Annotated in this window: 13 protein-coding genes; 8 read left to right on the top strand and 5 right to left on the bottom strand. The window is 41.2% G+C overall.

The window, feature by feature from the left end:
* The first annotated feature begins 213 nt into the window (after positions 1 to 213).
* From NSQ09_RS19325 to cypB, 7 genes are all read left to right on the top strand, one after another.
* Entirely contained in the window at positions 214 to 582 is a 369-nt protein-coding gene (locus tag NSQ09_RS19325; protein WP_003229814.1) for a DUF2294 domain-containing protein, read from the top strand.
* Between the two features lie 261 nt (positions 583 to 843).
* On the top strand, positions 844 to 1,644 hold the full coding sequence (locus NSQ09_RS19320; protein ID WP_024572080.1) for a formate/nitrite transporter family protein: 801 nt from the start codon (positions 844 to 846) through the stop codon (positions 1,642 to 1,644).
* A 389-nt stretch (positions 1,645 to 2,033) separates the two neighbouring features.
* Complete coding sequence (locus tag NSQ09_RS19315) at positions 2,034 to 2,183, top strand: YrzI family small protein (protein WP_004399102.1); 150 nt, start codon at positions 2,034 to 2,036, stop codon at positions 2,181 to 2,183.
* Between the two features lie 156 nt (positions 2,184 to 2,339).
* On the top strand, positions 2,340 to 2,498 hold the full coding sequence (locus tag NSQ09_RS19310) for a hypothetical protein (protein ID WP_003229817.1): 159 nt from the start codon (positions 2,340 to 2,342) through the stop codon (positions 2,496 to 2,498).
* A 187-nt stretch (positions 2,499 to 2,685) separates the two neighbouring features.
* Complete coding sequence (locus tag NSQ09_RS19305; RefSeq protein ID WP_131227705.1) at positions 2,686 to 3,228, top strand: class I SAM-dependent methyltransferase; 543 nt, start codon at positions 2,686 to 2,688, stop codon at positions 3,226 to 3,228.
* Between the two features lie 222 nt (positions 3,229 to 3,450).
* Positions 3,451 to 4,035 carry a transcriptional regulator FatR gene (gene fatR / locus NSQ09_RS19300; protein ID WP_021480200.1) on the top strand — a complete coding sequence of 195 codons (585 nt, stop codon included), beginning with the start codon at positions 3,451 to 3,453 and terminating at the stop codon, positions 4,033 to 4,035.
* Positions 4,036 to 4,051: 16 nt separating this feature from the next.
* Entirely contained in the window at positions 4,052 to 7,216 is a 3,165-nt protein-coding gene (gene cypB / locus NSQ09_RS19295; RefSeq protein WP_341032438.1) for a bifunctional cytochrome P450/NADPH--P450 reductase CypB, read from the top strand.
* A 243-nt stretch (positions 7,217 to 7,459) separates the two neighbouring features.
* Here the strand turns inward: cypB and NSQ09_RS19290 are convergent, their stop codons facing one another.
* The 5 genes from NSQ09_RS19290 to NSQ09_RS19270 form a co-directional block, all read right to left on the bottom strand.
* Complete coding sequence (locus NSQ09_RS19290) at positions 7,460 to 7,750, bottom strand: YrhK family protein (RefSeq protein WP_121591961.1); 291 nt, start codon at positions 7,748 to 7,750, stop codon at positions 7,460 to 7,462.
* 201 nt (positions 7,751 to 7,951) lie between these two features.
* Complete coding sequence (oatA, locus tag NSQ09_RS19285) at positions 7,952 to 9,856, bottom strand: peptidoglycan O-acetyltransferase OatA (protein WP_341032436.1); 1,905 nt, start codon at positions 9,854 to 9,856, stop codon at positions 7,952 to 7,954.
* Between the two features lie 110 nt (positions 9,857 to 9,966).
* Positions 9,967 to 10,824, bottom strand: coding sequence for an anti-sigma-V factor RsiV (gene rsiV / locus NSQ09_RS19280; protein ID WP_095843852.1), 858 nt, complete (start codon positions 10,822 to 10,824; stop codon positions 9,967 to 9,969).
* Positions 10,824 to 11,324 (bottom strand): RNA polymerase sigma factor SigV, encoded by a 501-nt coding sequence (gene sigV, locus NSQ09_RS19275; RefSeq protein ID WP_131227698.1) that lies wholly within the window; start codon positions 11,322 to 11,324, stop codon positions 10,824 to 10,826. The genes rsiV and sigV overlap by 1 nt, the downstream gene beginning before the upstream one ends.
* Before the next feature lie 196 nt (positions 11,325 to 11,520).
* Complete coding sequence (locus NSQ09_RS19270) at positions 11,521 to 12,348, bottom strand: TrmB family transcriptional regulator (RefSeq protein WP_015251592.1); 828 nt, start codon at positions 12,346 to 12,348, stop codon at positions 11,521 to 11,523.
* A gap of 152 nt (positions 12,349 to 12,500) precedes the next feature.
* Between NSQ09_RS19270 and NSQ09_RS19265 the strand changes: the two genes are divergently transcribed.
* A complete protein-coding gene (locus NSQ09_RS19265) occupies positions 12,501 to 13,133 on the top strand; it encodes a LysE family transporter (protein ID WP_014477480.1) in 633 nt (210 codons plus the stop codon).
* The last annotated feature ends 60 nt before the right edge of the window (positions 13,134 to 13,193 follow it).

Raw genomic sequence — 13,193 nt, 5'->3', positions numbered from 1 at the left:
GTTCACTAGCAAGTCTTACTAACAGACCAATCCTTGATTTTTATAAAACGATAGACTCATAACAAGATCCTATTACAAATCCATCAACACTGCTTTTATTATAATGTGATATTTATTATAATACAATATGGCAGGAAAATTTTAACCAAGTGAAATGTCCTGAGGGGAACCGGGAAAAGCCTTTATAAGGCAATATCGGAAGGGGTAATCAGCATGTCTAAAAAAATTCATGAATTCAATGATATTATTCGAAAACTTCGCAAAGAATTGTTCGGAAAAGGGCCTGAGAGAATTCATACTGTATTTGTAGAAAACATGGCAGTTTCAACACTATACGGAAATCTGAGTGCAAGCGAGCAGTTTATCGCCCGCACGCCTGAAGGAAGAGAGATGGTACATGCGGCCCGGACAAGCCTAATTCAAGACCTTTATTCCAAACAAACACCGGAAGGAATGGAGGAACTCATGGGAGCTAAGCTAGTCCATTTGTTTTCTGATATTAAAATTGAGGAAAACATCGCTGTATCTGTATTTGTTTTTGACCGAAAAATAGATGAGCAAAAAGAAGTTCTGCAAAGCTAGTATATTTGTCATTGACACAAATTTGTCACATTTGATATGATGTTGCTACAGTTATAGAAGGCTAAAGCAATGGAATGTATGCACGAACTGTATATATTCTCTTTCAATATCTTCATACTGCTTGATATTGTTGTATGGGTATGCATACAAGTTAGGCAGCATTCAAACGCCTGGTTTGACACAGGTTATTTGAGTGCTGCCTTTTTTATTGCCTTTCTTGCATAACTGTGAGAAAAGAAGAAGTAATGGAGGCGTTTAATTATGGCTTTTCGAAAACCGGATGAAATAGCGGAAGCAGCAATTGAAGCAGGGATGAAAAAAATAAAGCTCCCGCTGCCGTCACTGCTTGTGCTGGGGTTTTTAGGCGGTGCATTTATTGCGCTTGGGTATTTGCTTGATATCAGGGTAATCGGCGATCTTCCGAAAGAATGGGGGAGCCTGTCCAGTTTGATTGGTGCAGCAGTATTTCCAGTCGGCCTGATCCTTGTCGTACTCGCTGGCGCTGAACTGATCACAGGCAATATGATGTCAGTTGCGATGGCGTTATTTTCGAGAAAAATATCAGTAAAAGAGTTAGCGATTAACTGGGGAATCGTCACAATTATGAACTTAATCGGCGCATTGTTTGTTGCGTACTTTTTCGGGCATTTGGTTGGATTGACTGAAACAGGTCCTTATTTAGAAAAAACGATTGCCGTTGCCCAAGGAAAGCTCGATATGAGCTTTGGCAAGGTTCTCATTTCCGGCATCGGCTGTAACTGGCTTGTATGTCTTGCAGTGTGGCTTTCTTTCGGCGCCCAAGACGCAGCAGGAAAAATCCTTGGCATCTGGTTCCCAATCATGGCTTTTGTGGCTATCGGATTTCAGCACGTTGTCGCCAACATGTTTGTGATTCCTGCTGCCATTTTTGCAGGCTCATTCACGTGGGGGCAGTTCATCGGAAACATCATTCCGGCTTTTATCGGTAATGTCATCGGCGGAGCTGTATTTGTCGGTCTTATATATTTTATTGCATATCATAAGAAAGACCGCTCCAGAAAAGAAATGAAGCAGGTGTCATGACCAACGGGCAAATCCATTCGATGATTTGCACAATTTCCGTCCATTTTTAGAAAAAGATGTTTACAAAATGGAATTTGGTGGATATACTTACAAAGTAAGAAAAAAGCAAAGGAGGCTGAACCAAAATGACAATGAGACAACGACGTCAACCTGTACGTGATACACATGTAAAAGTTCATGGTTTATTCAGCCTGTGGAAGAGTTCGTGTCCTTCCTTAACCGATGCTTATCGCACGCATTAAATTCGGAATAGTCGGACATACGCAACTCCCCGCAGGCAGTAGAGGCATTGGTGTCTTCTTTTGTCTGCGGTTTTTATTTGCCCGCGGCAGAAGGGGTGTGCCGCGGGTTATTTCGCTTGATGCGGACTTTGAAAGGGGGTGAGCGATATGACGATTAACCTATTCTTTTTAACGTTAACGATAAAAAAAAGGTTTAAAAGCCTGGAAGAATTCGAACGAGAACAGCAGATTGAGCAGATTTATGATGAAATGAAAGAGTCTCAGTTAAAGCATCTTTATTTAACAAACTGGCGCTAAAAGCAACGAAAAAAACTGAAGGGGGAATGGCATATGCTTAGAATGGAATTATTGATGCATTATACAATGGAGAAGGACCAAGTTTAGCGATACGACTGTCAAGAAAATGCCTGCCTGCATACAATAAATCAACGTTACTGTGAGGCAGGTGATGGCATGATGAACGATTATCAAAAAAGGCTGCCGTCGATTGGCCATGGTTATGCGTCCATGCCGCATTCCTTCAAACATGGTTATGGAAATCCATTCCGACAGCAGAGGCTGATGGCAATGCAGCAGCAAAGGCTGTATGTATTCCCTTATCATTGGCATTAGAAAGAGGGCAGAAAACATTTTGTTTTCTGCTTTTTTTGCGGAAAAAAATGAAAAAGTTTAGTTCTGTTGAAACATTTTTCAATACATTGCCGTCTAGTTGGTACCTTCCTTCACTTTTAGAATGAAGATGATGTTTATTTTTTGAATATAATAAATAAACATAGGAAACCAAAAGCAGGTGTTTAAAATGCTAGAAAATAGACTCTATAAACGATCGGATTTTTGGAAATTATTTTCTCGGAAATATAAGCTAACCAAAACAATTGAGCATATGATGATTGACTCTATAGATATACAAGAAAATGACAGAATTTTAGAAATTGGAATCGGAAACGGCACTGTCTTTAAAAGCATAACCAAGAAACTAAAAAAGGGTAGCCTAAAAAGCATTGATCCTTCAAAACGAAAGGTAAGACAGATATCACGTGCGAATCGAAAGAACATGGGGAACGGGGAGGTTTTTCATGGCTATCCAGAGGACATTCCCTTTGATGACCGTACCTTTAATAAAGTCTTTTCTTTACATACGGTTCAAAGCTGCACCAATATTAGGCTTGCATTAAGAGAAATTTACAGGGTGCTTCAAATTGACGGCCGGTTTTATATCAGTATTGACACAAATACCGGTGAAAAAGAGAAAACGTATATTCAACTGCTGAAAGACCAGCATTTCAGGGATCTTTCTGTTATCAGGCGTGATTCCTGTCTATGTATTATGGCTGTTAAATAAAAAATTTCTCGGGAAATATATCCAAGATCCTCGCATTAGGATTTGGGTATATTTTCTTAATTTTTTATTTTTTGCATATACTTTATATTAAAAAAAGTTTTTTTCATATAAACTTATAACAGAAGAAAGAACAAAGAGGTGATTTCAGACAGGGCAGACATTCTTTATGAACAATAGGAATGAATATTCATTCCGCAAACGAATCGGAGGTTGTCAGATTACATGTTATCCGCATCCAGCAGTAAATACGACATGATTATGAAAGCGTCGGTCTCACTTTTTACGGAAAGGGGTTTTGACGCTACCACTATTCCTATGATAGCTGAACGTGCTCATGTAGGGACAGGAACGATCTATCGTTATTTTGACAGCAAAGAAACACTCGTTAACGTACTGTTTCAAGAAAGCATCCAGCGATTTACGGAAAAACTGAAGCAAGACGTTTCAGAATTGCCTGTCAGAGAAGGCTTTCACCACGTATTTTGCTGTCTCGTTCAGTTTACGAAAGAGAGCGACTATGCGCTTTTTTTTCTTGAAACCAAAAAAGATGCTCATTACTTAAATCATACAAGCAAAAAAATGATAGAAAATCTGACTCAAATGCTTGATGACTATTTTAATAAGGGAAAAGCGGAAGGCGTGATTCGCAGCCTGCCCTCTAATGTGTTAATTGCGATTGTATTAGGGGCGTTTCTCAAGATATATCAGCTCGTTCAAACAGGTGATATAGAGATGGACACTGATTTAATTACTGAATTGGAACAATGCTGCTGGGACGCCATTAAGCTTCATTCATCACAAAAATAAGGAAAGGGAGATGTTAATGAAACAGGCAAGCGCAATACCTCAGCCCAAAACATACGGACCTTTAAAAAATCTTCCGCATCTGGAAAAAGAACAGCTTTCTCAATCCTTATGGCGGATAGCTGATGAATTGGGACCGATTTTCCGTTTTGATTTTCCGGGAGTATCCAGTGTTTTTGTCTCGGGCCACAATTTTGTGGCTGAAGTATGTGATGAAAGCCGCTTTGACAAGAACCTTGGCAAAGGCTTGCAAAAGGTGCGCGAATTCGGGGGAGATGGCTTATTTACAAGTTGGACGCACGAACCGAACTGGCAAAAAGCCCACCGCATTTTGCTGCCGAGTTTTAGTCAAAAAGCGATGAAAGGCTATCATTCTATGATGCTGGATATCGCAACCCAGCTGATTCAAAAGTGGAGCCGGTTAAACCCTAATGAAGAAATTGATGTAGCGGACGATATGACACGTCTGACGCTTGATACGATTGGGTTATGCGGGTTTAACTATCGATTCAACAGCTTTTACCGTGATTCACAGCATCCGTTTATCACCAGTATGCTCCGTGCCTTAAAAGAGGCGATGAATCAATCGAAAAGACTGGGCCTGCAAGATAAAATGATGGTGAAAACGAAGCTGCAGTTCCAAAAGGATATAGAAGTCATGAACTCCCTGGTTGATAGAATGATAGCGGAGCGAAAGGCGAATCCGGATGAAAACATTAAGGATCTCTTGTCTCTCATGCTTTATGCCAAAGATCCAGTAACGGGTGAAACGCTGGATGACGAAAACATTCGATACCAAATCATCACATTTTTAATTGCTGGACATGAGACAACAAGCGGGTTGCTATCCTTTGCGATTTATTGTCTGCTTACACATCCGGAAAAACTGAAAAAAGCTCAGGAGGAAGCGGATCGCGTGTTAACGGATGACACGCCTGAATATAAACAAATCCAGCAGCTCAAATACATTCGGATGGTTTTAAATGAAACCCTCAGACTGTATCCAACAGCTCCGGCTTTTTCTCTATATGCGAAGGAGGATACTGTTCTAGGCGGGGAATATCCGATCAGCAAAGGGCAGCCAGTCACTGTTTTAATTCCAAAACTGCACCGGGATCAAAACGCTTGGGGACCGGATGCGGAAGATTTCCGTCCGGAACGGTTTGAGGATCCTTCAAGTATCCCTCACCATGCGTATAAGCCGTTTGGAAACGGACAGCGCGCTTGTATTGGCATGCAGTTTGCTCTTCAAGAAGCGACAATGGTTCTCGGTCTTGTATTAAAGCATTTTGAATTGATAAACCATACTGGCTACGAACTGAAAATCAAAGAAGCATTAACGATCAAGCCGGATGATTTTAAAATTACTGTGAAACCGCGAAAAACAGCGGCAATCAATGTACAGAGAAAAGAACAGGCAGACATCAAAGCAGAAACAAAGCCAAAAGAAACCAAACCTAAACACGGCATACCTTTACTCGTTCTTTACGGTTCAAACCTTGGGACAGCTGAGGGAATAGCCGGTGAACTGGCAGCTCAAGGCCGCCAGATGGGCTTTACAGCTGAAACGGCTCCGCTTGATGATTATATCGGCAAGCTCCCTGAAGAAGGGGCAGTCGTCATTGTAACGGCTTCTTATAATGGGGCGCCGCCTGATAATGCTGCCGGATTTGTAGAGTGGCTGAAAGAGCTTGAGGAAGGCCAATTGAAAGGTGTTTCCTATGCGGTATTCGGCTGCGGAAACCGGAGCTGGGCCAGCACGTATCAGCGGATTCCCCGCCTGATTGATGACATGATGAAAGCAAAGGGGGCATCGCGTTTAACAGCGATTGGGGAAGGTGACGCCGCCGATGATTTTGAAAGCCACCGCGAGTCTTGGGAAAACCGCTTCTGGAAGGAAACGATGGACGCATTTGATATTAACGAAATAGCCCAGAAAGAAGACAGGCCTTCATTATCGATTACTTTTCTCAGTGAAGCGACGGAAACGCCGGTTGCTAAAGCATATGGCGCGTTTGAAGGGATTGTGTTAGAGAATCGAGAACTCCAGACAGCTGCCAGCACGCGTTCAACCCGCCATATTGAATTGGAAATTCCGGCTGGTAAAACATATAAAGAAGGCGATCATATCGGAATCCTGCCGAAGAACAGCAGGGAGCTTGTTCAGCGGGTTCTCAGCCGATTCGGTTTGCAGTCCAATCATGTGATAAAAGTAAGCGGAAGCGCTCATATGTCTCATCTGCCGATGGATCGGCCGATCAAAGTTGCGGATTTATTGTCGTCCTATGTGGAGCTGCAGGAACCGGCATCAAGGCTTCAGCTTCGGGAGCTGGCCTCTTATACAGTCTGTCCGCCGCATCAAAAAGAGCTGGAACAGCTCGTTTTAGATGATGGCATTTACAAAGAGCAGGTACTTGCAAAACGTCTTACCATGCTTGATTTTTTAGAGGATTATCCTGCCTGCGAAATGCCGTTTGAACGGTTTTTAGCACTTTTGCCATCACTAAAACCGAGATACTATTCCATTTCAAGCTCACCGAAAGTTCATGCAAATATCGTGAGCATGACGGTAGGAGTTGTGAAAGCCTCAGCATGGAGCGGCCGAGGTGAATACCGGGGTGTCGCCTCTAATTATTTAGCAGAATTGAATACAGGTGATGCAGCAGCCTGTTTCATTCGTACCCCGCAGTCCGGATTCCAGATGCCGGATGAGCCTGAAACGCCTATGATTATGGTTGGGCCGGGCACAGGAATTGCGCCATTCAGGGGCTTTATTCAGGCAAGATCGGTTTTGAAGAAGGAAGGAAGCACCCTTGGTGAAGCACTTTTATACTTCGGCTGCCGCCGCCCGGACCATGACGACCTTTACAGAGAAGAGCTGGATCAAGCGGAACAGGAAGGTTTGGTCACAATCCGCCGATGCTACTCGCGCGTCGAAAACGAACCAAAAGGATATGTCCAGCACTTGCTCAAGCAAGATACGCAGAAATTGATGACACTCATTGAAAAAGGGGCTCATATTTACGTATGCGGTGATGGATCGCAAATGGCTCCTGATGTAGAGAAAACTTTCCGATTGGCGTATGAAGCTGAAAAAGGAGCAAGTCAGGAAGAATCAGCTGAATGGCTGCAAAAGCTGCAAGATCAAAAACGTTATGTAAAAGACGTTTGGACAGGAATGTAAAATATAAAATCCCGCCAATCTGATTGGCGGGATTGATTTGCATGTGAGAAAACCGGCACGATAATGAAATCTACTGAAAAGGATGTTATAGGGAGTATCGCGCCGGCCTTATTATTCATATCGTCATGCAGAGGCAAAAGTTTAGTTCTTTTTACCTTATTTTTAAAAATAAATAGTCTAAAAGTCTTGTTTTTGATTTTCAACTCAGGCTTTTGGCATTTTGTACTTTTTTATTCCTCAAGATCAGTCATCTGTTGAAGATTGATGCTTGAATTGCCGTTCCACATGCTTACGGTAATGAAAGTCATGAATCAGCCGGATCGTGGGCCTGATTAACAGCAGCAAGCTTCCGATCGCAAACAGCCATATCCCTGCCGACATTAATCGGTCATAAAAAAAGAAAAAGCTCCCGACGAGAAACAAAGCACCAATAATAAAATCGTTTACTGTATAAAGAATCTTATATCGTTTTTTGAAAAAAAGCTTATATCGTTTCAGCTCTTTTTGGATGTGATGTTCTTCATTTACTGTCACCATCATCCCTCCATTCTATTTTGGCTTACCCTTACGTAAACGGTATGTAAACATAAGGGATGCCTTGCCGAAAGGAGACATAATCAACGATTTTAAGCAATTAGAATACTCTTCTATTTGAATGTTTAGTTATAGTCACAAGATCTTCCTTCAAAAACCAGAGGCAATTAGTAAAAAAGAGATCCACATAGAATCTCTTTTTTACGATTTCATCGCCTGAACAATAAGAGCAGTCAAAGCTTTTGCCCCTTTAGGAACCAAGTGAACACCATCAGGGGTAAAATATTCTGGATGCTGAAGAGCTTCTGTATGCCAGTCAACTAACGTAACATTTTGATGTGCGTGGGCCTGTTGCTGCAAAGATTCATTTACCTTGCTTTCCCATTGGCGGGGAACCCGTGTATTGACAAGATAAATATGAGCTTTTGAGAAAGATTGAAGCAGTTGTTCGATTTGGCTGTTTGTAAAGTAGCCATTGGTTCCAAGCTCAATGATGACAGCCTTGTTCGGCTGATTAAAAGACTTGTACTCCCTTGCGAGTTCCAAAGCTTGAGACATTTGTCTTCCTACCTTTCCATCAATCGTCACATGTGAAAGTGACTGACGCAGGTGTGAAGAAATATCAAGCATGACGGAATCTCCTATAGCTAACACCTCTTTCGCAGTGTGTGCTGGTTTTTTCGCCTGTTGAGATTGCGTGTCTTTCTTTTTATGAGTCTCTTGCCCACTATCTTTGTTTTCCTTTTGACGTTGATCGGATTCTGTTGTCTTTTGTTCAGGATTGTGTTTTTTATCTGCTGCAGCGTTCTTTTTATCCCCAGAAGCATGGCTGGTGTCAGCATTTGTTTCTTGTGAGCTATATGTCCATTTGGTAGGGTGCTTTTGCTCGCCGGCTAGCCCTGACAGCCCGCCTGCAAAAATAAGTATAGCGAAAATGATGAAACCAATTGACATTTTGCTGATGACAGATGTCGTTTTCCATTCCTTGATTCTATGTATAAAAACACGGCGGAAAAATGACCTAAATCCCTGTGTCCGTATCGGCTTCTCAATAAAATGGTAGGAAAGCTCGGCAAGTATACATGTCACAATGACCTTTAGCACGATATGCCAAAAAACAGGGTTTCCGATTTCTTGAACTGGCGTGCTTAACACAATAACAGGGTAGTGCCAAAGATAAATTCCGTAAGACCTCGTTCCAAGCCACCGAAGCGGCCTCCATGAAAGCAGATTGCCTAAAAAGCTGCTCGGATGGCAAACACATGCAATAAGGATTGCGGCAGTCACGCTAATGAATAGCATTCCGCCTCTGTAAAGAAAAGGCTCGTATTCATCTGTGAAATAGACACACAACACTAATATACAAAATGCCGAAAATTCAGTGGCGTGCAAAGTGTGCTTCAGTTTGCTAGGCAGCCTGTTGGAAGACAGCCTTTTCATCGGCCATACCATAGCCAAGGCACATCCGATGAGAAGTTCAAACGAACGAGTGTCTGTGCCATAGTAAACGCGGCTCGGATCTCCGCCAGGTTCATACAGTACGCTCATCATCACGGCTGAACAAAGCGCAAGCAATGATATCACCGCAGCCAATCTGGCGCGGCTTTTCATTATGTACATTCCAACAACTAAGAACATCGGCCATATGATATAAAATTGTTCTTCAATCGCCAGCGACCAAAGGTTTTTTAGAGGTGATGGGGAACCGAAACTATCAAAATATGATAGCTTGTGAAAAATAAACCACCAATTGCTCATATAAAAGAGAGAAGAGATCGCATCTCCACGTAGAGTGTGCAATAGTTCTCGATCAAACAATACGACCCACACAACAGTGGAAAAGATCATAAGGTACGCTGCCGGCAGAAGCCGCCGAATGCGGCGCACCCAAAAGTCCCGAAAATCAAGATTGATATCATTTCCATATGCCGGTAATAGAATAGATGTAATCAAATATCCGGATAAAACAAAAAAGATATCAACTCCGATAAAACCTCCGTTAGCCCAATTGAAATTTAGGTGATAAGCGATAACTGACAGGACGGCAAAAGCCCGAAGGCCATCAAGTCCAGGGATGTATCGATGATGCTGTGTCTTGTGATACATGGGTATTCCTCCAATAGTATGCAAATATTCTCGTTGTTTTTGATAGCGAGGTTACGACCTCGAATAGAGAAGAGAGAAAACATCCATAATCTTAGATGGATGTTTTTATTTTATCGAATATAACGTTCTCCCACGAGCAAGTTTGAAATGACGCTGGTTGGAATTGTAAACTCGGTAACGCCCATATAGCCGGGGGCGACTTCATATTCGTCAAATGAGATCACAAGTTTATGGTCTTCAGTAATGTAAAACGTCTGATCAGGAAGAATCGTTTTGAACGGTTCTGCATCTTCGTCAGTGAGCCAATATATTTTATTTGGATCTTCCTTCATTTGCTGTTTCATTTGTTCTTTGATGTTTTGACTGATGACTTTGATATAGCGCTCATCTTTGAATAAGCTTTTTAATGTAAGTAAAATATCATTCTTTTTGTCAATTGTAATATAACGGCTTTGTGTGTAGGAAGATGCTTGTGTTGTTTCAATATTGCGCCGGATAGAGAGTAAATCTGGCGTGTCTGTGACCGTCTCGTAATCACTGTAGATGCTGAGATGCCCTTTTTTGTTTTGGGATGTGGACTGTATAAACTCTTTATACAGCTGCTGGCTTTCTTTCAAGTATTTCTCGTTAATGCTGTTTTCAAGCTCTTTATTAGAAAGTCCGGACAAAGCAGGTGTTTTGACATCAATGCTTGATTGGTCTTTTTCCTCTTTGATTTCAATAAAGGTGATCGCTTTGACGATTTTGCCGATGACAGGGATCTTTGACATAGCCTGAGCGGCGTCCGGGTTGATATTAACAAGCGCAGTGAATAAAATAGCTGCAGCGATTGCTGCTGATGTCGGCCACATGACGATTCTTTTCTTTTTTGGTTCTTGCTGAAGGGCTTTTTCAACAATGATATCCAATTCTTTAGGAATCTGAACATTTTTATATTCTTCTCTTAATTGCTGTAATCTCTTATCCATTAAGAAAGATCCTCCTTCGTCAACTGAATGCGCATCAGCTTCAATGCTCTGTATAGGCGCGTTTTGACGGTATTCGTGTTTTCTCCTGTAATTTCCGCAATTTCTTCTAATTTGAGGTCTTCAAAAAAACGTAAAATAATAATGGTTTTATAGCGGTACGGCAATTTGTCAAGCGCTTCATGGAGATCAGTATCCTTGTAATGGTCTTCCTTTCCTTTGCTTAAAAATTCTATCGTTTCGTCGTCCATCACTCTTATCTTTTTTTGTTTGCGCAAAAAATCAATGGCTGTCCGTACTAAAATTTTATAAAACCAGCTTTTTATCGTCTCAGGGTTCCTGACCGTTTCAACTGAGCTCAGCGCTTTTTTTATAGATTCTTGAACAATATCTAATGCGTCATCTTGATTTTTTACATAACTGAAAGCCAACCTGTAGAAATCTTGCTTATGGTCAGTTATGCATGTGACAAGCAACGCTTTTGTTGTTTGTTTTTTCTTCATTGCAATAAAGGGCTCCTTTTTGAATATACGTATATCGCAGGCTGTTACCTAGGATAGACGCGGCAGGCTGAAAAATAGTTTGCGCAGAATCACATTTTTTTAAAAGAGAGAAGTAAATCAGCATGGGGGGTTATGCATAAAAAAAACAAGGCTTGTTTTGTACAAGCCTTGTTTTTGGGGTAAGAGATGCCAAACATTATTCCAAATAATGTTTTTTGAAATCTGAGTGAATAGAAAATTTACGGCGCAACTGGATGAGATTTTTCCCGAAGCTCTCTTCTAAAAGCTCTCTATGCTTTTTCAGAATTTCCATGAGGTACAGATCATGAATGATCACTTCAGTAATAGGCATGACTAACCCTACATGCATCGTCCATGCAGCACGGCTGTCGTTGCCAAGTGAGACAATGCCCGCTACTACTTCTGAATCATCTCCGCTATAGACAAGCCACCGTCCGTCATACTCTTCTGTAATTTCACTGCTCATATCATGAAGGTAAACATTGGCAAAATCAGATACGATGTCTCCGTACGCAATAATGGTGACAATAACGCCTTGATCTGCCGCATGTTTGAGCTCTGATTCTATCTCCTCAAAATCCTCTTTCCATATTTCTAAAAGGATTCTTTTTTTGGCGGATAAGATACAAGCCTTCACCTTTTCAAGAATTTCACTGCGGCCGGTGATATTCCAGATGTTTTCCCGGTCATTAGCAGTCTGCTCGAACTTTTCAAAATATTTCTCAGCCTGATCAAAATGCTCTTCCGCTTTGAGCCGGCGGTTTTTAATCAGTTCTTTTGCGGGGACTGGAACATACTGAGGCGTATTTCCATGACTGACAAAAACATCTCCCCTTATGACAAGGCTTTCCAAGACTTCATAAATTTTAGAACGGGGCACTCCGGATTTTTTGGCAACGGCATAGCCTGTTAAAGGTGATTCTTGCAATAATGCCAAATACGCTTTCGATTCATATTCTGTAAAATTGAGGTTTTTTAAAATGTCTAACATATTTTCTTTCATATATCCTCCAATATAAAGAGCAATCGCTGCCTTAGTAATCGCTATTTTAACAAACCATATTGATTTATTCCAAACGCATTGATACACTTTTATAAGTAGTTACTTTTGTAGTCACTATATTATTGAGGGGATTTTTAAAGGGGGAGAGAACAATGCACAGCTTACTCGCATACATACCGATCGCTGCCATGATGGTTATCATGCCGGGGGCAGATACGATGCTTGTGATGAAAAATACGCTTAGGTATGGCCCGAAAGCCGGCCGTTATAACATTCTCGGATTGGCGACAGGACTTTCCTTTTGGACGGTAATTGCCATTTTAGGATTATCAGTGGTGATCGCAAAGTCAGTGATTCTTTTCACAACGATCAAATATTTGGGAGCGGCATACTTAATTTATTTAGGTGTAAAAAGTTTTTTTGCTAAAAGTATGTTTTCGTTAGATGACATGCAATCCCAAGCAAAAAATATGGCAAGTTCTCCGAAACGTTATTATAAAACTTCCTTTATGCAGGGATCACTCAGTAACATTCTCAATCCTAAAACTGTTTTGGTGTATGTGACAATCATGCCCCAATTTATCAATTTGAACGGAAATATAAACCAGCAGCTCATTATTTTAGCTTCAATCCTAACCTTATTAGCGGTGTTGTGGTTCCTGTTTCTTGTTTATATTATTGATTACGCAAAAAAATGGATGAAAAACTCGAAGTTCCAGAAAGTGTTTCAAAAAATCACCGGAATAATATTAGTAGGTTTCGGCATCAAAACTGGTTTGAGTTAACACTTAAATGAAGTGAATGAAATTTGAAACCAAAGTTTAATTTGTGTTTGACCCATAAAA

This window comes from Bacillus sp. FSL W8-1202 (assembly GCF_038006165.1).
GTDB lineage: Bacteria > Bacillota > Bacilli > Bacillales > Bacillaceae > Bacillus > Bacillus subtilis.
Note: the sequence above shows the minus strand (reverse complement) of the source record. Positions and strands in the feature narration are given on the sequence as shown.

What these genes read in the sequence shown, in the direction of transcription:
- cypB (WP_341032438.1), top strand. Translation starts at nt 4,052, where the DNA reads ATGAAACAGGCAAGCGCAATACCTCAGCCCAAAACATACGGACCTTTA.
- oatA (WP_341032436.1), bottom strand. Translation starts at nt 9,856, where the DNA reads ATGTATCACAAGACACAGCATCATCGATACATCCCTGGACTTGATGGC.
- sigV (WP_131227698.1), bottom strand. Translation starts at nt 11,324, where the DNA reads ATGAAGAAAAAACAAACAACAAAAGCGTTGCTTGTCACATGCATAACT.
- NSQ09_RS19320 (WP_024572080.1), top strand. Translation starts at nt 844, where the DNA reads ATGGCTTTTCGAAAACCGGATGAAATAGCGGAAGCAGCAATTGAAGCA.
- rsiV (WP_095843852.1), bottom strand. Translation starts at nt 10,824, where the DNA reads ATGGATAAGAGATTACAGCAATTAAGAGAAGAATATAAAAATGTTCAG.
- NSQ09_RS19265 (WP_014477480.1), top strand. Translation starts at nt 12,501, where the DNA reads ATGCACAGCTTACTCGCATACATACCGATCGCTGCCATGATGGTTATC.
- fatR (WP_021480200.1), top strand. Translation starts at nt 3,451, where the DNA reads ATGTTATCCGCATCCAGCAGTAAATACGACATGATTATGAAAGCGTCG.
- NSQ09_RS19270 (WP_015251592.1), bottom strand. Translation starts at nt 12,348, where the DNA reads ATGAAAGAAAATATGTTAGACATTTTAAAAAACCTCAATTTTACAGAA.
- NSQ09_RS19305 (WP_131227705.1), top strand. Translation starts at nt 2,686, where the DNA reads ATGCTAGAAAATAGACTCTATAAACGATCGGATTTTTGGAAATTATTT.
- NSQ09_RS19325 (WP_003229814.1), top strand. Translation starts at nt 214, where the DNA reads ATGTCTAAAAAAATTCATGAATTCAATGATATTATTCGAAAACTTCGC.
- NSQ09_RS19315 (WP_004399102.1), top strand. Translation starts at nt 2,034, where the DNA reads ATGACGATTAACCTATTCTTTTTAACGTTAACGATAAAAAAAAGGTTT.
- NSQ09_RS19310 (WP_003229817.1), top strand. Translation starts at nt 2,340, where the DNA reads ATGATGAACGATTATCAAAAAAGGCTGCCGTCGATTGGCCATGGTTAT.